At 39.5% G+C, this 20,414-nt stretch carries 24 protein-coding genes; 12 read left to right on the forward strand and 12 right to left on the reverse strand.

What is annotated here, in order from left to right:
- Window positions 1-122: 122 nt before the first annotated feature.
- From BVH04_RS12200 to BVH04_RS12220, 5 genes are read left to right on the forward strand one after another with little or no spacing between them, the layout of a single operon-like run.
- Window positions 123-1,367 (forward strand): dihydroorotase, encoded by a 1,245-nt coding sequence (locus BVH04_RS12200; RefSeq protein ID WP_086541757.1) that lies wholly within the window; start codon window positions 123-125, stop codon window positions 1,365-1,367.
- A complete protein-coding gene (locus BVH04_RS12205; RefSeq protein ID WP_086541758.1) occupies window positions 1,360-1,872 on the forward strand; it encodes a DUF4199 domain-containing protein in 513 nt (170 codons plus the stop codon). The genes BVH04_RS12200 and BVH04_RS12205 overlap by 8 nt, the downstream gene beginning before the upstream one ends.
- A gap of 8 nt (window positions 1,873-1,880) precedes the next feature.
- Window positions 1,881-2,429, forward strand: a complete 549-nt coding sequence (locus tag BVH04_RS12210) for a DUF4199 domain-containing protein (protein WP_086541759.1) — start codon at window positions 1,881-1,883, stop codon at window positions 2,427-2,429.
- A gap of 3 nt (window positions 2,430-2,432) precedes the next feature.
- Window positions 2,433-3,395, forward strand: a complete 963-nt coding sequence (locus BVH04_RS12215; RefSeq protein WP_086541760.1) for a glycosyltransferase family 2 protein — start codon at window positions 2,433-2,435, stop codon at window positions 3,393-3,395.
- Window positions 3,395-4,357: a glycosyltransferase family 2 protein gene (locus BVH04_RS12220; RefSeq protein WP_086541761.1), complete on the forward strand. Its 963-nt coding sequence runs from the start codon at window positions 3,395-3,397 to the stop codon at window positions 4,355-4,357. The genes BVH04_RS12215 and BVH04_RS12220 overlap by 1 nt, the downstream gene beginning before the upstream one ends.
- On the opposite strand, the gene BVH04_RS12225 is transcribed toward BVH04_RS12220, so the two are convergent.
- Window positions 4,354-5,118 carry a class I SAM-dependent methyltransferase gene (locus BVH04_RS12225; protein WP_086541762.1) on the reverse strand — a complete coding sequence of 255 codons (765 nt, stop codon included), beginning with the start codon at window positions 5,116-5,118 and terminating at the stop codon, window positions 4,354-4,356. The genes BVH04_RS12220 and BVH04_RS12225 overlap by 4 nt on opposite strands.
- Window positions 5,119-5,300: 182 nt before the next feature.
- Between BVH04_RS12225 and BVH04_RS12230 the strand changes: the two genes are divergently transcribed.
- Window positions 5,301-6,794 (forward strand): TolC family protein, encoded by a 1,494-nt coding sequence (locus tag BVH04_RS12230; protein ID WP_086541763.1) that lies wholly within the window; start codon window positions 5,301-5,303, stop codon window positions 6,792-6,794.
- A gap of 15 nt (window positions 6,795-6,809) precedes the next feature.
- Here the strand turns inward: BVH04_RS12230 and BVH04_RS12235 are convergent, their stop codons facing one another.
- The 9 genes from BVH04_RS12235 to BVH04_RS25460 all read right to left on the reverse strand — a co-directional run bounded on the left by BVH04_RS12235 (window position 6,810) and on the right by BVH04_RS25460 (window position 10,807).
- Entirely contained in the window at window positions 6,810-7,154 is a 345-nt protein-coding gene (locus BVH04_RS12235; RefSeq protein ID WP_086541764.1) for a hypothetical protein, read from the reverse strand.
- 53 nt (window positions 7,155-7,207) lie between these two features.
- Complete coding sequence (locus BVH04_RS12240) at window positions 7,208-7,387, reverse strand: Arc family DNA-binding protein (protein WP_086541765.1); 180 nt, start codon at window positions 7,385-7,387, stop codon at window positions 7,208-7,210.
- A 3-nt stretch (window positions 7,388-7,390) separates the two neighbouring features.
- Window positions 7,391-7,879, reverse strand: a complete 489-nt coding sequence (locus BVH04_RS12245; RefSeq protein WP_086541766.1) for a hypothetical protein — start codon at window positions 7,877-7,879, stop codon at window positions 7,391-7,393.
- A 2-nt stretch (window positions 7,880-7,881) separates the two neighbouring features.
- Window positions 7,882-8,733 (reverse strand): SPFH domain-containing protein, encoded by an 852-nt coding sequence (locus BVH04_RS12250; RefSeq protein ID WP_086541767.1) that lies wholly within the window; start codon window positions 8,731-8,733, stop codon window positions 7,882-7,884.
- Between the two features lie 119 nt (window positions 8,734-8,852).
- On the reverse strand, window positions 8,853-9,809 hold the full coding sequence (gene ftsY, locus BVH04_RS12255) for a signal recognition particle-docking protein FtsY (RefSeq protein ID WP_086541768.1): 957 nt from the start codon (window positions 9,807-9,809) through the stop codon (window positions 8,853-8,855).
- Between the two features lie 91 nt (window positions 9,810-9,900).
- On the reverse strand, window positions 9,901-10,053 hold the full coding sequence (locus tag BVH04_RS12260) for a DUF4295 domain-containing protein (protein ID WP_086541769.1): 153 nt from the start codon (window positions 10,051-10,053) through the stop codon (window positions 9,901-9,903).
- 37 nt (window positions 10,054-10,090) lie between these two features.
- Window positions 10,091-10,273, reverse strand: a complete 183-nt coding sequence (rpmG, locus tag BVH04_RS12265) for a 50S ribosomal protein L33 (RefSeq protein ID WP_057939355.1) — start codon at window positions 10,271-10,273, stop codon at window positions 10,091-10,093.
- Window positions 10,274-10,304: 31 nt separating this feature from the next.
- Window positions 10,305-10,547: a 50S ribosomal protein L28 gene (rpmB, locus tag BVH04_RS12270; protein ID WP_057939354.1), complete on the reverse strand. Its 243-nt coding sequence runs from the start codon at window positions 10,545-10,547 to the stop codon at window positions 10,305-10,307.
- A gap of 101 nt (window positions 10,548-10,648) precedes the next feature.
- On the reverse strand, window positions 10,649-10,807 hold the full coding sequence (locus BVH04_RS25460) for a DUF5522 domain-containing protein (protein ID WP_169714423.1): 159 nt from the start codon (window positions 10,805-10,807) through the stop codon (window positions 10,649-10,651).
- Window positions 10,808-10,879: 72 nt separating this feature from the next.
- Here BVH04_RS25460 and rocD point away from each other — a divergent pair, with 72 nt between their 5' ends.
- The 6 genes from rocD to BVH04_RS12305 all read left to right on the forward strand — a co-directional run bounded on the left by rocD (window position 10,880) and on the right by BVH04_RS12305 (window position 17,562).
- The gene (gene rocD / locus BVH04_RS12280) at window positions 10,880-12,151 is read left to right on the forward strand and encodes an ornithine--oxo-acid transaminase (protein ID WP_086541771.1); all 1,272 of its coding nucleotides are present in this window, start codon (window positions 10,880-10,882) and stop codon (window positions 12,149-12,151) included.
- A gap of 111 nt (window positions 12,152-12,262) precedes the next feature.
- The gene (locus tag BVH04_RS12285; RefSeq protein WP_086541772.1) at window positions 12,263-12,916 is read left to right on the forward strand and encodes an HAD family hydrolase; all 654 of its coding nucleotides are present in this window, start codon (window positions 12,263-12,265) and stop codon (window positions 12,914-12,916) included.
- A gap of 3 nt (window positions 12,917-12,919) precedes the next feature.
- Window positions 12,920-13,888, forward strand: a complete 969-nt coding sequence (gene hemB / locus BVH04_RS12290) for a porphobilinogen synthase (RefSeq protein ID WP_086541773.1) — start codon at window positions 12,920-12,922, stop codon at window positions 13,886-13,888.
- Between the two features lie 517 nt (window positions 13,889-14,405).
- Complete coding sequence (locus BVH04_RS12295) at window positions 14,406-15,704, forward strand: ammonium transporter (RefSeq protein WP_086541774.1); 1,299 nt, start codon at window positions 14,406-14,408, stop codon at window positions 15,702-15,704.
- 94 nt (window positions 15,705-15,798) lie between these two features.
- A complete protein-coding gene (locus tag BVH04_RS12300) occupies window positions 15,799-16,980 on the forward strand; it encodes a porin (RefSeq protein WP_086541775.1) in 1,182 nt (393 codons plus the stop codon).
- Between the two features lie 294 nt (window positions 16,981-17,274).
- A complete protein-coding gene (locus BVH04_RS12305) occupies window positions 17,275-17,562 on the forward strand; it encodes a hypothetical protein (protein WP_086541776.1) in 288 nt (95 codons plus the stop codon).
- 57 nt (window positions 17,563-17,619) lie between these two features.
- On the opposite strand, the gene BVH04_RS12310 is transcribed toward BVH04_RS12305, so the two are convergent.
- Window positions 17,620-17,994 carry a co-chaperone GroES gene (locus BVH04_RS12310; RefSeq protein WP_086541777.1) on the reverse strand — a complete coding sequence of 125 codons (375 nt, stop codon included), beginning with the start codon at window positions 17,992-17,994 and terminating at the stop codon, window positions 17,620-17,622.
- A gap of 134 nt (window positions 17,995-18,128) precedes the next feature.
- Entirely contained in the window at window positions 18,129-20,054 is a 1,926-nt protein-coding gene (gene dnaK, locus BVH04_RS12315; protein WP_086541778.1) for a molecular chaperone DnaK, read from the reverse strand.
- Between the last annotated feature and the right edge of the window lie 360 nt (window positions 20,055-20,414).

Raw genomic sequence — 20,414 nt, forward strand, 5'->3', positions numbered from 1 at the left:
CCAAAGCCAGCAAGTGCAGCTGGCTTTTTTGGTTTTTCATCATTTCTCTTTTGTAATACTATTTTTAATTCCATTTTTCATTTTTGGAATATTATTGCAGTTTTGCATCAAAGTAAATTTGAATGTCTGTTCTATTTAAAGGTCTCTGTATTATTCATCCTGATGGTTCTGAAGAGTCAAAGGATTACGTTTTTGAAAATGGAGAATTTACTCTTTCATCTTCTAGCAATACACCAGAATTTCACAAGGAAATCAATGCTACTGGCTGGATTTTATCTGAGGGGTGGATTGATCTCAGATGCGGCATGGGAGAGCCGGGGCATGAGTATAAGGAATCTATAGAAAGTCTCGCTGAATCATTAGTAGCAAGCGGTTTTTCTGCAGCTGTGATTTTACCAAATACTGACCCGGTTATCCAGTCCAAAGGAGACGTTGATTTCATTCTAAATCGAGCCAAACGATATACTCCAGAGTTTTTGATCCAAGGGGCAGTTACGAAAGATACTGATGGTGAAAATCTGACAGAGATTCTTGATATGCATCACCAATCAGGAGTTTCGGTTTTCGGAGAAGGTGTAAAGCCTTTAGCCAACGGAGATCGCTATATGAAGATTATTCAGTACCTCCAGAAGTTTAATGGAGTTCTCTTTGATCACGCTTATGATCCTTTGTTAGCCATTTTTGGTCACATGCATGAAGGAAATAATTCCACTATGCTTGGCGTGAAAGGTATACCAAATATTGCTGAAGACGTAGCGATTCAAAGAAACCTTGAGATCATCCGCTACGCAGGAGGTCGAGTTCATTTCCAGACTATAAATACAGCAAAAGGCGTCAATCTAATTAGGGCTGCAAAAGCTGAAGGGCTGAATGTAACTGCTGATGTATCGATCTATCAATTGTTGTTTGCTGATGGAGATTTGATGGACTTTGACCCAAATCTAAAGGTATTGCCGCCATTCAGAGGAGATGCTGACAGAGCAGCGTTGATTGAAGGAATTGAGGATGGGACGATAGATGCGCTGGTAAGTAACCATCAGCCCGAAGATCGTGATTCTAAGTTTATGGAATTTGACTTGGCTAATTTTGGAATGGTAGGTTTGCAAACATTTCTTCCTGCACTGGTTTTACTTGAAAAGGAACTTGGCTGGTCTCTTTTAATTCAAAAAATCACAGCTGGCCCTAAACGGATACTACCTTATGAACTAACTCAATCATGGACCATATTTGATCCAGAAGCCGAATGGACTTATAATGAAAGGTCAAATAAATCACTTTCTTCAAATTCTCCTTGGTATGGAGAGGATCTAAAGGGTCAGGTCAAATACGTGATTCAAAAAGGGCAATTAATAGAGGTGAATGTATAAATACTTTAGTACAGCTTACAAGTTTGGGGGTTTTGCAGGTGCTTTAAGTATCCTGTCGTTTATCTCACTCTCATTCTTATATCCGGATCCAACGAATCTAAATCTGGTTTTTGGTTATGTTATTACACCCATTGCTATATTTTTAGCAATTAAGTTTTTTAAAGATTATAGCAATGAAGGCTATCTGTCATTTTCAGAGGGTATGTCTGTAGGATTTGTTGCTTATATGCTGGAGGCGATAATCTCCTTGGGCGGAATATGGGTAATATTGATAATACATCCTGATTTGTTTGAACAAGTTAAAGAATCAAAGCTGGATGTTTTGGCAACTAATAAGGGATCTATAGTTGCTCAAGTAGGTGAAAGCTCATTTGATTTGACATTAGAAAGTATCCGAAACATGGTACCTTGGGATATAGCTTTGAACGATGCGCTTTGGAAAATCATCCCAGGTCTGTTTTTTACTATTATTATATCTATTATTTTAAGGAAAAATCCTAACTAACAAAACTTATGGAAGAACAACAATCTCCTTTTCAGGCAGCTATTAAGCCTGGATTAACAATCGGCTTAGTGTCTTTGGCACTTACCTTTATAGCCTATTTTATTGATTCATCTCTGCTAGGTTCTGCTTGGTTTGGCTTAGTGGCAATCGTCGTATTCATCGTGCTGATCATGTATTTTGGTAAACAATATAGATCTGAATTGGGTGGTTTTATGACTTTTGGCACTGCATTCAACTTTAGTTTTATAGCTATTGTGATTTCAGGTTTAGTTGGCTTGATTGGCCAGATTCTTTTGTTTCATGTAATTGACCCTTCTTTGGCAGGGGTATTGGCAGATCAAGCTTTTGAAACTAGTCTAGGTATGATGGAAAGTTTCGGTCAAGATCCTGATGCATTGGATCCTGCTGTATTAGAAGAAATGAGAGCTAGTACCGCCAAAAGTTTCACCCTAACGGGACAACTTATGAGTTTTGGTTTTGGACTTATTGTGTATGCGATTATTGCCTTAATTTTGGCTGCAATCCTGAAGAAGAGAGATACGTCTCTCGATTATTAAATTATGCCTCAAATTTCAGTAGTAGTCCCTGTATTTAATGAAGAGGAGTCACTGCCTGAATTATCTCAATGGATTAGCCGTGTCATGCATGATCACGGCTTTTCTTATGAGTTGATTTATATTAATGATGGTAGTTCGGACAACTCGTGGGAAATAATAAATTCACTTTCCCTCGAATCCACCGTGGTCAAAGGGATCAATTTCACCAGGAATTATGGTAAATCAGCTGCACTGGACGCTGGATTCAAAAAAGTGTGCGGTGATGTCGTGATCACTATGGATGCTGATCTTCAGGATAGCCCTGACGAAATACCAGGCTTGTATGCGATGATCACTGAAGGGAAGTTTGATGTGGTTTCTGGCTGGAAAAAAGAGCGCCATGATCCAATAGGAAAGACTATTCCATCTCGATTTTTTAACGGAGTGACCCGCTGGATTTCTGGAATCAAACTGCATGATTTTAATTGTGGGCTGAAAGCTTACCGACTCAAAGTAGTGAAGAATATCCAGATCTATGGAGAGATGCATAGGTACATTCCTTTGCTTGCCAAATGGAATGGATTTGGGAAAATAGGTGAAAAAGTAGTGCAGCATCAGGCTAGAAAATACGGGTATTCTAAGTTTGGAATAGAGCGTTTTTTGAATGGCTTTCTGGATTTGATTTCTGTTTCTTTTGTACACAGGTATAAAAAGAAACCCATGCATTTTTTTGGTCTTCTCGGTAGTGTTTCATTTTTAACTGGATTCATTATTACTTGCTGGTTGATTTTCCAGAAAATTTATTCTATCAGTAAGGGTATTTCTGTGCGTGAAATCACGGAACAGCCTCTTTTCTTTTTGGCTTTGGTAGCTTTGATTATTGGGGTACAGTTATTTGTAACTGGATTCATCGCTGAGTTGATGACTTCCAATCAGTCAAAAGAAATGGAGTATAAAATTGACGAAGAGATAAATTTCGACTTTTGATGAAGTTTTCGGTAATCATACCGGTTTATAATCGACCAGAAGAGTTACGCGAATTAGCACAAAGTCTTACCCAGCAAACTTTCTCAGATTTCGAAATCGTAGTGATAGAAGATGGCTCCACGAATGGCTCTAGTGGTGTTATTGCACATTTCAGCGATCTATTTCAAATCCAATATTTGGTACAGCCCAATACAGGGCAAGGTTTTGCCAGAAACGAGGGAATGAAAATCGCCAAAGGTGAGTTTTTTGTCATTTTAGATTCCGATGTAATCTTGCCTTCCGATTATTTACAGAAGCTATCAAATGCCATCGAAAGTAGGAGGCTTGATGCTTTTGGTGGGCCGGACGCCTCAGATGCTGACTTTTCTGCTTTGCAAAAAGCAATGGATTTTGCGATGACGTCCTTTTGGACTACGGGAGGTATTCGTGGCAAAATGAAAGATCCTTCCAAATATCAGGCTCGAGGTTTCAATATGGGTATATCACGAAAGGTATTTGAAGCAACAGGTGGATTTGTAGATCCGAATCAGGGAGAGGATATAGAATGGAGTATTCGAATCAAAAAATCTGGATTCAGACTAGAATTGGTTCAAGAAGCTTTTGTGTATCATAAGCGCAAAAACACCCTACTTTCATTTGCAAAACAGTCTTTTTCATTTGGTAGAAATCGAGTGAATGTTTCAAGATTTCATCCAGAAGCTATCATGCTGGTTCACTGGCTACCAACGGCTTTTTTGCTCTTTTGCCTTACTTTACCTCTGCTTTTTTTTGTGAACAAATCTCTATTTCTACTCAGCTTAAGTGTATTTCTACTCTGGAGTATTGGCGTGGTTGTTTCTTCCACGATACAAAATCATTCTGTAAAAGTGGGTTTATTAAGCTGGATAGCCTCTATCGCACAGCTGTTCTCCTATGGATTAGGACTTCCCATGGAGCTTTTAAGAAAATCGGTAAAAGTTTAATTTCCTTTTCTACAGACAAAGATCACTTCTTCAAAAGGAAGAGCATTTTGCTTAACTAATTCTGGAGAGATCTCTTTGACAAAATGATTTTCTTCGATTTTTAATCCAGACTTCCTAAGTCGTTCAGCATAGTCTTTTCCAAACTTCCGCACATGATCACGCTGGCCAAATATGCGCTCGCGTTCTGCAGGATCGGTGACATTTTTATCTTCTAAGGTCTTTTCGATAGGGTAAACAGGTGATTGTAGTATTCCCCATCCGCTTGGCTTCAATACGCGGTCGAACTCAGCACAGGCTCTTAAGTCATCTTCCACATGCTCTAGGACATGATTGCAAAAGACAACGTCAAAGCTGTTTTCAGGAAAGGGTATATCATGAACATCCATTTTGACTTTAGCCAGAGGAGATTCTATATCTGCTGTGATGTAATCTAGGTTTTTCAACCCTTCAAATCGCTCAATAAAACAATGCTCAGGAGCTACATGTAGCACTCGAAGCGGAGCGGTGAAAAAGTCCGTTTTTTCCCTAAGGAAAAGCCACATCAATCGATGACGCTCAAGTGACAGGCAATTTGGGCATAGGGCATTTGCTCGTGCGATCCGACCGTAAGGAAGAAACTTTTTATAACTATGATCGCAAACTGGACAGGTGACATCGTTGCCAGAATTCATCTGTGCAAAAACTTTCATCACTAATGGACTTACTCGCTGTAGCAGTGGCCTTGGAACGTAGCGAATAACAAAACTGATAATGGACTTCATGGCTGATTTCAATCAAGCTGCAAGGTACGCAAAGGGTCAAAAAGGAGGGTGATGAATGTGAAAGTTTTACTTTTTTAGATTTTTTAGGAATTCAAATACAATAATGCTCTTGTTTCTGGGTAATCAATCAGTATTTTAGTTGATGTGAATAGTTTGTCTTTTCAAAATAAAAATCTGCCTTTATGAAGACCAAAAGAATCCTTTTTTTCAAGTCCTTTTTAATACTATTTGCTTTGGCAGGGACTTTCAATTTTGCGAAAGCCCAAGATGTGCCAACTTTTACCCTGAAAGAGCTGGTGCAGCAGGCCAAGGATAACTCACCTGTAGCACTTCGTGCAAAGACTAGAAGAGAGAATCGCTACTGGCGCTACAGACTATTCAAGTCTAACTATAATCCACAGTTACGGCTGACAGGTACGATTCCTCAATATTACCAAGAGTATAACAATATCACGCAGCCCGATGGCTCTATTGAGTTTATTGAGGTAAAGCAAAACCTTATGGATTTAGGGTTAGGATTGGAGCAGGTGATAGGTGCCACTGGTGGGACTATTTCAGTGAATACTTCTACAAATAGATTTGATAATTTCCTTTCAAATCCAGGTGATCCGCAGACCAGATATTCGGGGGTCCCTATAAGTGTGGCATTGCAACAGCCGATTTTTGCATACAACAGATTCAAATGGGACAAAAAAATTGAACCGCTGTTGTTTGAAGAAAGTAAACGTGAGTACGTAAAAGATATGGAAGAAGTCTCTATTTACGTCACTCAATTATATTTTGATTATTTGACCGCCCAGGTTAATTCGGAGATAGCCACTACCAACCTCAAGAATACAGAAAATATTTTTGCTATTGAAAAGAAGAGAAACGAACTGGGAGTAACTCCAGAAGATGAACTTTTACAGGTAGAATTACAGGTTTTGAATGCTCAGCAGGCAATGGCTGAAGCTCAGCTTTCACTGGAAAGTGCCGCATTTGCGATGAATTCTTTTATTGGGTTGAATCAATCCTCTAAGTTAAATCTTATTTCTCCTGTTAATATCCCTGATTTCGAAGTCGATGTTGACCGGGCAATTGAGCTAGCATTTCGAAACAGAGCTGAAGCAGTTGGATTTGATAGACAAAAGGCTGAAGCAGAGTCCGAAGTAGCGCAGGCAAAAGGGCAGCGATTCCAAGTTCAGCTAAATGCTAGGTATGGATACAATAATGCCGCTTTTAATTTTCCAGACATTTATCAAAACCCAAATACTCAAGCACTGGTAAGTCTGGGGCTTTCGGTTCCAATCTTGGATTGGGGTAGAAATAAGGCTAGAATGTCTATGGCTATAGCAAATCAGGAATTAGTAAATTATACAGTAGAGCAGGATCTGACCATATTTGAACAGGAGATATTTACCAAAGTAAAAAATTTCTTAATGATCAAGGAGCGATTGAATGTCACGAAAGTGTCGGATGATGTGGCCCAGCGTCGATATGATATCGCACTGAGAAGATACCAGACAGGGAATGTTTCTATTACCAATCTAACTATTGCGCAAAATGAAAAAGACTCTAATAAAAGAGCCTTTTACTCATCACTACGTGATTTCTGGGTGGCATATTATGAGTTGAGATCACTCACCTTGTATGATTTTGAAAAGGAAGAATTGCTCTATATACCAGAGCTTGATTAAACCGTCAAGAATGGATTAGGAGTTCTTCTCGATATATTTTTTTAATTTGTCCATCTTTTTTTCCAGCTTCTCAATAGACTTAGACTGCTTTTCCATTTTTTTGGTCATCTTTTCTACGGCATTCGGAGAAAGCTTGCCCGCTGAGTTTTTTTTCTCAAAATTAGCTCGCAAATTCCGGCTTTTTTCTACGGCTTTCACATGATGTTCTTGATAATTTTTGAGCTTTACTTTAGCTTTCTCAACTTTTGACTGAGTCTTTGCATCTACTGTATTTGTGATTACTTCTTGTGCCATTACTTCAGATGGAGATAGGTAAATCAATCCACCCAAAAGTATAAATACAAACATTAGTTTTTTCATAATTTTTAGTGCTTCATTTTATAAAGATACAACTGATTTACAATCGATCTGGTTTATACTAACTCAGGATTGCTTGAATCTCCTTTAGGCAAGCGGCCTGCTTTCTTCAGCGATTCTCGGATGATCCATTCGAGTTGGCCATTGGTACTACGGAACTCATCTGCTGACCATTTCTCGATCGCTTTCATCATGTTCTCATCCATCCGTAGTGCAAATGCTTTCTTCTTTGACATAAGTTATTCCTCCATCCAATTTTCCATGAAGTCTGTCAATTCTTTAGACTTCATAGTTCCTATCAATAATTTTTTCTTTTTTCCCAAATCCATAAGGAGGCCTTCATCACCCAGAACAGAATATGCTTTGGTAGTTTTATTGCCTTTAAATCCCCAGCCGCCGTAATCTGTAATTGGGCTGTATTTGATCACTTTATAGGATTTAATGGTATCTTTTGGAAATTGTCTCCATTTTCTGATGAAAGGGAAGTACCTGAAAGAAATGCTGTTATCATCAATCCTGGTTTCTAGCTTTAAGTTGAAAATTAGAATGAAAACCAAAATCATCGTACCAAGGATTACTCCCAAGGCAATCGCCATTTCTTGCTTATCATCGGAATTGGCATATAATACAGTCAATAATATAAGTATTGGCACCTCGGCCAATATGATAAAATACATGACCCAAGAACCGATATAGGTTTGGCTTTCTTTGAAAATCCTGTTAGCCATTGCTATTGATTTAGTGTACCGACATTCAATACTGGCGTGGCGCTTTTGTCTGAGCAAAGCACCACCATCAAATTAGAGACCATCACCGCTTTTTTCTCATCATCAAATTCTATAATGCCTTTTAATTTTAGATCAGCTAAAGCCATCTCTACCATTCCGACTGCGCCTTCCACTATCTTTTGACGTGCAGCTACGATGGCTGTGGCTTGTTGCCTTTGGAGCATAGCCGATGCGATCTCGGAGGAATAAGCCAAGTGGGATATTCTAGCTTCGATGACCTTAATCCCGGCATGATGGAGTCGTTCACCGATTTCTTTTTCCAACGAATGATTTACATCCTCGACTCCAGACCTCAAGGTGACTTCAGCTTCTTCTGCCTCAAAATTATCATAAGGATAAAGTCCTGCCATTTTCCGAATAGCTGCATCAGACTGTAAGTGTACAAAATTTTCATAATCATCTACATCGAAAGTGGCTTTGAACGTGTCTTCTACTTGCCACACTACTATAGTTCCGATCATTACAGGATTACCGATCTTGTCGTTCACTTTTACAGGTTTATTCTCGAAGTTTCTCACTCGAAGTGATATTTTCTTCTTGGTCATAAAAGGATTAACCCAATAGAATCCGTTGGCTTTCACGCTTCCTTTGTAATCGCCAAAAAGTAGGAGAACCATTGATTTATTTGGTTCTACGATGAAGAACCCACCAAGACAGATTAAAGCTGCCACCACCGATAAAATACCGACTACGATCATGATTTGCTGAATAAAAAGTGCTACAGCAAAAATGATGAGCCCAAGAGCGAACAGGATCATGAGATACCCTGACATAGGTTTAGTTACCTTTTCCATATTAGTATGATGTTAAAATGATATCATATTAAATTACGGTAAAGTTTAGATTAGATTCAAGTTTTTGTAAAAAAAAATACCCCGAGTTTGGTCGGGGTATCTACTTATGCGAGTTTTGTTTACTTCTTCGTGAAGAGCGAATCGACAAATTCCTTTCGATTGAAAATCTGTAAGTCGGTCATTTTCTCGCCTACACCTATGTATTTGACAGGGATTTTGAATTGATCCGAAATGCCAATTACTACACCTCCTTTTGCAGTACCATCCAGTTTGGTGATGGCCAGGGCTGTGATTTCTGTCACCTTTGTGAATTCTTTGGCTTGAATAAAAGCATTCTGTCCTGTGGAGCCATCCAATATAAGGAGGATTTCATGAGGTGCATCAGGGATGAATTTTTGCATCACACGCTTGATTTTCCCCAGCTCATTCATCAGATTCACTTTGGTATGAAGTCGCCCCGCAGTATCGATGATTACCACATCGGCATTGGTATCTACTCCTTGTTTTACTGCATCAAATGCTACGGAAGCCGGATCTGTATTCATGCCATGAGAAACTACAGGTACCCCCACTTTTTCTCCCCAGAGAATCAATTGATCTACAGCAGCTGCTCTAAAAGTATCGGCCGCTCCCAAGATTACTGACTTTCCAGCTGATTGAAAAAGGTTAGCGAGTTTTCCGATGGTAGTGGTTTTCCCCACCCCATTTACGCCAACTACCATGATCACATAAGGTTTTTTGCCTTCAGGTAGATCAAAGTCTAGGAGATCTTGAGAGTTACTTTCTTTGAGAAGATTTTCAATTTCTTCTTTGAGAATGACGTCAAGTTCAGCTGTATTGACATACTTATCTCTAGCAACTCGCTCTTCAATTCTTCGGATGACTTTGATCGTGGTATCTACACCCACATCAGAGGTGATTAGGATTTCTTCCAATTCATCCAACACCTCATCGTCCACTTTGGACTTGCCAACAACGGCTTTACTGAGTTTTGTAAAAATATTTTCGCTTGATTTCTGAAGGCCTTGATTGAGGCTTTCTTTCTTGTCTTTTGAAAAGAAACCAAAGATTCCCATGCTTGTGAGTTTTAAAAGTGGAATATAACGAAAAAGTCCCTGCTGACCGATGGACAGAGGGACTAGAATGCCTTATGTTGCTATTGGCAACTTATTTTTTCAAGGTTTCCTGTACCAGAGGGGAAGGAACCATTTCTTCTCTGAAGGTATAAGCGCCAGTCTTTGCAGATCTTACCGCTTTGATTACTTTGGCGTAAGATACGCCACCTTCTTTTTTAAGGGTTGCTACTACTTTCTTAGCCATGGTTTTGTCGTTTTAACGGAATTTCTTCCGAGCTAAATTATTTAATTTCTTTATGAACAGTGACTTTCTTCATGATTGGGTTGAACTTCTTCAATTCCAATCTTTCTGTAGTATTTTTTCTATTCTTGGTAGTGATATATCTTGAAGTACCTGGCAAGCCAGAAGCTTTATGCTCCGTGCATTCCATAATCACTTGTACTCTGTTGCCTTTCTTAGCCATCTTTGTATTGATTTTAGGGTCGTGACCTTGATTATCTGATTACAATCATCCCGTTATCCTGAGCTTCTTTCAAAACCGCAGTGATACCTTTCTTATTGATAGTCTTCAATGCCTTAGTACAAACTTTCAAAGTGATCCATGCATCCTCTTCTGGAACGTAGAACGTCTTCTTGTGAAGATTTGGGTAGAACCTACGCTTAGTTTTGTTGTTTGCATGGGAGACGTTGTTACCTACTCGAGGTCTTTTTCCGGTGATGTCACAAACTTTTGCCATGGTAATGTATAGTAAATTGTATCCGTTTCTGTAATGAGTCTGCAAATATCGGAAGTTTTCGGGGATTTGCAACAATGGGTTTCAAAAATATTTCCTTTTCCTCACTGCTTTGTGTAGGGACAGTGTTTGCAACCGCTCCCACAGCAATAGCCACGTTTTAGGTGATATTTTTCTGTGAAAACCATCATTCCCTGATCATTAAAATAAAAGTCTTCCGTACTTAATGCTGGAGTTGGCAGAGGCTTATTCGGTTCATCCATGGTTAGGGTAATGGCAATTGCTATATTTGCTCTTGGCAAGTCCTTATTATAGTAGACAAAATTACGAAAAACATGCAGACTATCACCTCCAGTAAGCAAGCGATAGAATTAGAAGATAAATACGGCGCACATAATTATCATCCATTACCAGTCGTCCTAGCAAAGGGCGAAGGAGTTTTTCTCTGGGATGTGGAAGGAAAGCGCTATTATGATTTCTTATCCGCCTACTCAGCCGTCAACCAAGGGCATTGTCATCCGCGTATTAAGGATGCTTTAATTGAGCAGGCCAGCACCTTGACTCTCACTTCCAGGGCTTTTCATAATGATGTTCTTGGCCCCTTTGAGAAATACATTACAGAATACTTCGGTTTTGATAAAGTGCTTCCGATGAATACCGGAGCCGAAGGAGTGGAGACGGCTATCAAAATTGCTCGAAAATGGGGTTATGAAAAAAAGGGTGTAGATGAAAATCGAGCTAAGATAGTTGTAGTTGAAAATAATTTCCACGGAAGGACCACTACTATCATCTCTTTTTCTAGTGATGAAAATGCACGTAAAAACTTTGGACCCTATACTGCAGGATTTGTTAAGATTCCGTATGACGATATTTATGCTTTAAAAACTGTTCTGGAAGATCCAGAGGTAGTTGCATTTTTAGTAGAGCCTATCCAAGGCGAAGCAGGCGTGTATGTGCCTGCCGATGATTACATCAAAGAAGCAAAGGCTGCATGTAATGCGAAAAATGTTCTTTTCATTGCGGATGAGATTCAAACTGGAATTGCTCGTACAGGCTCGCTTTTGGCAGTTTGTGGGAATTGTACCTGTGAAAAATCCTGTGAGCAACAGGTTACTTACACCAAGCCAGATATGCTGATCTTAGGAAAAGCGATCTCTGGAGGCTTCTATCCGGTGTCTGCTGTTTTGGCCGATAATCATGTAATGGAAGTGATCAAACCTGGACAGCATGGGTCTACTTTTGGAGGCAATCCGCTTGGAGCTAAAGTAGCAATTGCGGCGCTTGAGGTGGTTTCGGATGAAAATCTGGCACAAAATGCACGGAGGCTCGGGGAGATTTTCCGGGATCGTATGCAAGCATTGGTTGATAAGTATGAAATTGTTAAACTCGTGAGAGGGAAAGGTCTCCTCAATGCAGTGGTCATTAATGATTCAGAAGAAAGCAGCACTGCTTGGGATATTTGCGTGGCCTTGAAAGATAATGGTCTGTTGGCGAAGCCTACTCATGGTAACATTATCCGATTCGCTCCGCCATTGGTGATGACTGAAGAGCAGATTCATGAGTGCTGTGATATTATAGAGAATACAATAAATGCATTTGAAAAGTAGATAGTGGCTTTTGTCTCGTGATTAGATATTCCCTCCCGTGTTTTTGGAACTAGGGAGGGTTTTTTAATGTCTTATACTTAATTTTGCATCTTTAAAAAACTGAACCAACGCATGTTAAAAGCTGTCATTTTTGATATGGATGGAGTGATTTGTCATACTAATCCATTTCATTCAATTGCCTTCCAGCATTTTTTTGCGAAGCGAAATCTTAATCCCACCGAAGCTGAATATCAGGAGCATATGTATGGTAAGAATAATGGTTATATCCTAAGTCATTTTTTGGGTAGAAAAATAGAAGGAGAAGAACTCATGCTCCTGGAAGATGAAAAAGAAAGCCTGTTCAGAGAGATATACAAATCGGAAGTAGATCCTATTTTAGGTTTTATGGACTTCTTTGCGATGCTCAAATCACAGGGACTTTTCACAGCGGTGGCGACCTCAGCTCCCCGGGCAAATCTTGATTTGATCATAGGCACACTTGGGGTCGGGAATCAAATGCAATCAAAGCTCGCGTCAGAGGATGTGTCAAAGCACAAGCCTGATCCAGAAGTTTATATGAAATCTGCTGCTAAACTTGGCGTTGACCCTGCTCATTGTTTGGTCTTTGAGGATTCTTTCTCTGGAGCAAGCGCTGGCTTGAACGCAGGAATGAAAGTTGTTGGCGTGCTTTCTAGTCATACAAAAGATGAATTACCAACTTGTCATCTATATATAGAGGATTACAAAAACTTAGATCTTGTTCAGATTCAACAAATTTTCAAGTAAATCATGCTAAGAAGACCAAGAAGAAACCGAAAATCAGAAGCTGTACGGAATCTTGTAGAGGAGACTAGTCTCTCAGTCAAAGATCTCATCTTTCCGATGTTCCTTGTAGATGGAGCGAATAAGAAAGTAGCTGTTAATTCAATGCCTGGAATTTACAGGTATTCTATCGATAACATGCTTGGAGAAATCGAAAGCTGTTTGAAGTTGGGGATACAAGCTTTTGATGTGTTTCCGGCATACCCCGATAGTTTAAAGGATGCTATAGCTTCAGAAAGCTATAATCCTGAGACTTTTTACTTGAAGGCGCTCCGCGAAATCAAAAAGGAATTCCCGGAAGTTTGTCTGATGTCTGATGTGGCTATGGATCCATACAGTAGTGATGGTCATGACGGTTTGGTGAAAAACGGGAAAATCTTAAATGATGAGACTTTGGAGATTTTGGCTAGAATGTCTTTGGCGCAAGCAGATGCAGGAGTTGATATCATCGGCCCGTCAGACATGATGGATGGGCGTGTGGGTTATATCCGAGAGTTATTGGATGAAAGTGGCTTTACGGATACATCTATTATGTCATACACTGCGAAATATGCAAGTGCATTTTATGGCCCTTTCAGAGATGCATTGGATTCTGCGCCGAAATTTGGAGATAAAAAGACTTATCAGATGAATCCTGCAAATTCTCAAGAAGCATTGATCGAAGCAGACTTGGATACTGAAGAGGGAGCAGATTTTCTAATGGTTAAGCCAGCGCTATCCTATTTGGACGTAATTATGCTTCTAAAAGAAAACTTCCCTTTGCCGATAGCTGCTTATAATGTGTCAGGTGAGTATAGCATGGTGAAGGCTTCGGCACAAAGAGGGTGGATTGACAATGACCGAGCAATGCTTGAGATTTTATTAAGCATTAAACGAGCAGGAGCAAAGGTGATTCTTACCTATTTTGCCAAAGAATATGCAAGTTTGGTTAAATAGCATTCGATAAATCAATAGTAGAGTAAAAAACCGGCATAGACCGGTTTTTTTTGTTACGCGAGTTCAAAATTTATCTGTTTTTACAATATCATCGCATTTTTTTTTAGGGATGGATTAAATAAAAGCTGCTTTTAGCAAAATTTATGTTTTTCATAAAATCAAAAAATTTGTTGAAGATTCTGCTTTCTATATTTTTTGCAAATAATATTCCATTTGAGTCGTGTTTTTTTTAGTAATGTTCTGAATTACCTATTTCGTAATCGATTTCGAAGAATTTTATAGACCTTAACCAAATAATATTTTTCTATTAATCAGTTTATAAATTAACTTGATTTCATTAAGATTTTGCCAAAAAGGAAAAAATTGGGTTAAAAATGATAGTAAAAATCACTTTTTTACGACTTATTTATAAAAATACATTTGTTTTATTAGCATTATTATAATTACATTCGATTCAAGTAAAGTATCTCAAACCTATTGTAAATTCTGAAGTTGTTCTTTTAACTATCTCAAACCTATGAAGTATTTCGTAACACTGCTGGCTCAAGATGGGGCCGCCTCAATGGATTTATCTGCAGAAATTGCACAAAATCTCCTCACCACAAACAATGTTTGGATGATGCTCTCCACCGCCTTGGTGTTTATTATGCACTTGGGCTTTGCTGGAGTAGAAGCAGGATTTGGGCAAGCCAAAAACACTGTTAACATCTTGTTTAAAAACACAATCACTCCGATCATTGGGATACTATCCTATGCTTTTGTTGGGTTTTATCTCATGTATCCTGGTTTTGAAACTCCGGGATGGTTTGGTTTTGATGCTTCAGGATGGAGTATGTTTTGGTTTTCACCCGCAGATGCAGATGTTACGGTAGGGTATGCAGATGGAGGTTATACTTATTGGACAGACTTCTTGTTCCAAGCCATGTTTGCTGCTACTGCTGCTACAATAGTATCTGGAGCCATTGCAGAGCGAGTGAAATTGTGGGCATATCTGGTTTTCACCTTATTTTATGTAGGCCTAGTTTATCCGTTAATTGGAAGCTGGAAATGGGGCGGAGGAGCTTTGGATGCAATGGGTTTCTATGACTTTGCAGGAAGTACTTTGGTACACTCAGTAGGTGGATGGGGAGCTCTAGCGGGTGTAATATTGGTTGGTCCTAGGATCGGTAAATATGTTAACGGAAAGACTGTTGACAAGCCTGGCTCAAGTGTACCGCTGGCAGTTATTGGTGTTTTCCTGCTTTGGTTAGGATGGTTTGGCTTCAATGGAGGTTCAGTTCTTTCTGCTGACCCTGCTTTAGTTTCTTTTGTATTAGTTACTACTTGTCTAGCTGCATGTGCCGGTGGAATCGGTGGATTTCTTGCAGGGAATATAGTCTTCAAGCGTCTGGATCTTGGGATGATTCTTAATGGTGTGCTTGCTGGGCTTGTCGGAATCACCGCCGGCGCTGATGTGATCAATCCCGCATCGGCAGTATTGGTAGGCTTTATAGCTGGAATATTAGTAGTGTATTCTGCGGTGCTGCTGGATAAGCTTAGACTTGATGACGTAGTCGGTGCGGTTTCCGTTCACCTTACTTGTGGTATTTGGGGCACTTTGGCAGTTGGCATTTTTTCTACCAATCCTGAACATACTTTCTTAACTCAACTGACAGGAGTAGCAATTTGTGGAGTGGCAGCTTTCTCTGCTGCTTTCCTGATCTTCTTTGTCCTGAAAAAGACCATTGGAATTCGTGTCTCTGAAGAGCATGAGCGTAATGGACTTGATTCACACGAACACGGGATACGCGGTTACACCATTGTTTACGACGAATAGTAAAAATCATTTCTACCAAAGAATTGGAGACTCTGATTCTTTGGCAGTCTTTCTCACTTTAAAAATCTATCTAAAACCTATACCTATTTAAACCATGAAAAAATTTCAACTACTTATACTAGCATTATTGATTGTTGGTGCAACAAACTCATTTGCCCAAGAGGTCATTATAATTGAAGAAGAAGAGCCTTCTAGATTGACATTCTCCGGATCTGTGGATGCTTACTTCCGTACGAACTTCAACGGCGCAAACAAGGGTGAGGGTTTTCAGGCTCCTGCAACATCCTTCGGAAACCTCCCTGGCTTTTCGTTAGGTATGGCTAATATTATAGCAACCTATCAAGGTGAAAAAGTTGGCGCTGTCGCTGACTTAGTTTTCGGGCCTAGAGGTGAAGACGCAGTGTTTGGTTCTCCTTTGTATGCAGGAGGTATGGCGGGAAGTTCTCAGATTGTGAATCAGTTGTATGTTTACTGGAATGTGAATGATGTGGTGACCTTGACTATGGGTAACTTCAATACATTCTTGGGTTATGAGGTGATTTCTCCTACAGCTAACTTCAACTACTCCACTTCCTATATGTTCTCTTATGGTCCGTTTTCCCATACAGGTTTGAAGGCTGATTTTGCACTTTCTGATAAGTGGTCATTGATGGCTGCGGTAATGAATCCTACAGATATGACTGAGTTTAATCTGATAGGGACATATACTTTAGGGGCTCAGTTGGGTTATACTTACGATGCAGGAGTAGCTTATTTGAACTTCGTCTATGGGGATCAGGATGGCAAGCTTGATATAGATGGACCTTTGGTAGCAGGTCAATCATCCTTGGGTAGTCTTTTTCAAGTTGATTTGACGGCAGGCATTGATTTATCAGAATCGATCTACTTAGGTCTGAACACTACTTATAATACAACTTCCGCAGGTGAGCAATACAATGGGTCAAGCATTGGCGACTTGGATGGCGATGGTGCTGGATTCTATGGTTTTGCTGGATATGTGCAAGCTACTACTTCAGAGATGTTTTCTATAGGTCTTCGTGGAGAATACTTCAGCGTATTTAATGGAGGACTTGGCGGAGTAGTAGGTCTTAATTCTGATGGAGACGGTAGCGTATTTGCAGCGACACTTTCTGGCAATTTAAGAGTTCACAAGAACTTGACACTTATCCCTGAATTGAGAATGGATGCGATGAGTGATGATTTCTTTAAGGATAATGATTTAAATGATTCAAAAAACCTTTCTTCGTTTATGCTTGCTGCGGTTTTTGCTTTCTAAAAACATAAACAGGGTCTAGTGTTAATCTAAAAGCCGGGATGAATTTCATCCCGGCTTTTATTTTTGACATATTCTAGAGGAAAACCTGGTTACTTTCAGACCTTATTTAGCTGATAATTATGTTGAATATTAGATAATAAGTTTATTTTAAAACGATATAAAAAATGTTTATTGAATATTTTAAAAATATAATTTTATCATTTGTCAAAAAGCAGTTATTAAATATTGATTTTGTGTAACCTTTTTGCTCCACATTAGTATAGTTTAGTAAGAGCAATCTAAATTATACAAGCTATGAAAAGATCGGTATTAGTAATCACACTTATGATGATATCGGCAGCGGGATTTTCACAATCCACCTTGAAAGGGCCGAAAGCCAAAAATGCATCTGCAGCAGAACTTGCAGCAAATGCTTCACCATTAAAATTTTACTCAGTTCCTCTAGATGTTAAGGGGCCAGAGGCAAAAAACCTCAGTGTCTGGGAAAGACCTGAAACTAGAACAAAAATAGTTTTCGTTAGAAGAGATTTGGATTTGCTTAAAGGTCCTAAAGCGAAAAACAAAAAAGTTTGGGAGGATTAAAATTGATTCCTGATAGATATAAATGCAAAAAGCCCGGAATATTCCGGGCTTTTGCGTTTATAGATCTTGCTCTCTTTCTAACATTAATATTGCGGCTTGAGAAACGATAAAGTATTTTTCACCCTCATAAACAACTTCATGTGCTCCTGAAAGTAGGAAGATAGCTAAGTCGCCTTCTTTAGCTTGTAGGGGAACATATTTCACTTTTTCTTCATTATCCATCCATGGTTCGGGATCATCCGTAGCTACAGGTATTGGATATCCTGGGCCAGCTTTGATGATGTAGCCTTGCTGTACCTTTTCTTTTTCCTGAACTCCCGGTGGTAAGTATAATCCTGAACCTGTCTTTCCATTTGGTTTTTTCAAGCGGATTAAAACTCGGTCACCCACCACTATGAGTTTCTTTAGTTTATTGTCAGATGTTAATTGCATGGCTATAGATTTCTAAACTTAAGATGTAAAAGCCAAGAGGCTTGATTTTAAAATCGTAATACTTGGCTTTGTAACTAAAAAGGCACCTGCTTTTACACAGATGCCATTTTTATTTGGTTTAGCTTAGGTAGCTATTATTTTTTCTCTTCTTCGCTTACTTCTTCATAATCGACGTCAGATACTCCATCGCCTGCATCAGATGAACTAGCACCAGCATTTGGATCAGCTCCAGATGCTCCTGCGCCTTCAGCTCCTGCAGCATTGTACATTTCTGTAGAAGCAGCTTCCCAAGCTTTGTTCAATCCTTCCATTGCAGAATCAATTCCCTCGATATTTTGAGCTTGATGTGCTGCTTTAAGAGTTTCCAGTGCTCCGGAGATTGTAGTTTTATTTCCTTCGGAAAGCTTGTCTCCGTATTCTTTCAACTGCTTTTCAGTTTGAAATACTAAGCTATCAGCTTGGTTCAACTTGTCAATTTTCTCTTTCTCAGCTTTATCAGTAACTGCATTTGCTTCAGCTTCAGACTTCATTCTGTCAATTTCTTCCTGAGAAAGTCCTGAAGATGCTTCGATCTTGATCTTCTGCTCTTTACCAGTTCCTTTATCTTTTGCTGATACATTTAATATACCGTTAGCATCGATATCGAAAGTCACTTCGATCTGAGGAACACCTCTTTGTGCTGGTGGAATATCAGAAAGTTGGAATCTACCAATACTTCTGTTATCCTTAGCCATTGGTCTTTCACCTTGCAATACGTGAATATCCACAGCTGGCTGATTATCCGCAGCAGTCGAGAATGTCTCAGACTTCTTGGTAGGGATAGTAGTGTTAGACTCGATCAATTTGGTCAATACTCCACCCATAGTTTCAATACCTAGAGAAAGTGGAGTCACATCCAAAAGAAGAACGTCTTTCACTTCACCTGTCAATACTCCACCTTGAATCGCTGCTCCGATAGCAACTACCTCATCTGGGTTTACACCTTTAGAAGGCTTTTTGCCAAAGAACTTTTCAACTTCTTCTTGGATTTTAGGGATTCTAGTAGAACCGCCTACCAAGATTACTTCGTCAATATCAGATGGACTCAGACCTGCATCAGCCAAAGCTTTCTTACAAGGCTCCATAGATCTTCTTACTAGATCTTCGGAAAGTTGTTCGAATTTCGCACGGCTCAAAGTTCTCACCAAGTGCTTAGGACCTGTTTGAGTTGCAGTGATATATGGCAAGTTGATTTCAGTAGAGGCAGAGCTGGAAAGCTCTATTTTAGCTTTTTCAGATGCTTCTTTCAATCTCTGAAGTGCCATTGGATCTTGTCTAAGATCTATTTGCTCCTCAGATTTGAACTCTTCAGCTAGCCAGTTCATGATCACCTGATCAAAGTCATCACCACCTAAGTGCACATCACCATTGGTTGATTTTACTTCGAATACTCCATCGCCTAGCTCCAATATTGATATATCGAATGTACCACCGCCAAGGTCATATACAGCGATCTTCATGTCCTGATGCTTCTTGTCCATTCCGTATGCCAAAGCCGCAGCCGTTGGCTCGTTAATGATACGCTTAACGTCTAGACCAGCGATCTGTCCAGCTTCTTTAGTTGCTTGACGCTCGGAATCATTGAAGTATGCAGGAACTGTTATAACTGCTTCAGTCACTGTTTGTCCCAAAAAATCCTCAGCAGTGCTCTTCATTTTCTGAAGGATCATCGCAGAAAGCTCCTGTGGTGTATAAGAACGGTCACCGATTTTTACAACGACAGTATCGTTAGCCCCTTTTTCAACTTTATATGTAGCATGCTTTTTCTCCTCAGAAATTTCAGAGAATCTTTTGCCCATAAATCTTTTAACTGAAGAAATGGTGTTGGTTGGGTTAGTAATAGCCTGACGCTTGGCAGGATCACCTACTTTGCGCTCACCGTTTCCATTGTCAAGGAAAGCCACAATAGAAGGTGTGGTTCTTCTTCCCTCACTGTTTTGAATGACTACAGGCTCGTTACCTTCCATCACTGCTACGCAGGAGTTGGTTGTTCCTAAGTCAATGCCTATGATTTTTCCCATGAGTATATGTTTTTAAGTTATTTTCAAATTGATTCTACTCCCTTTCTTCAATGGATGTGCCATGTGAGAATTCGCATCATTTTGTGTCACATTGGCAGAAAGGTTGACATAGATTTGACGAAAAAGCCACTGATTTGTCATTTATCTGTTTAAGTGAAATCTCCAAACTGACAGTTTTATTGGAAAAATCACTTGGTGATTGCAACCAATTGACCCGCACTTGCATCTACTCGGTAGAATGAAACTATTTTTTAGGGAAAATATGAACGAACGATGCCGATGGTGCCTAGTGATTTTGCTGGGAGTAGCAATACTTACTGTCAATAGAGAATTGGAAATTGTGCCTTCGACGTGGGCTTA

The organism is Algoriphagus antarcticus, from assembly GCF_002150685.1.
GTDB lineage: Bacteria > Bacteroidota > Bacteroidia > Cytophagales > Cyclobacteriaceae > Algoriphagus > Algoriphagus antarcticus.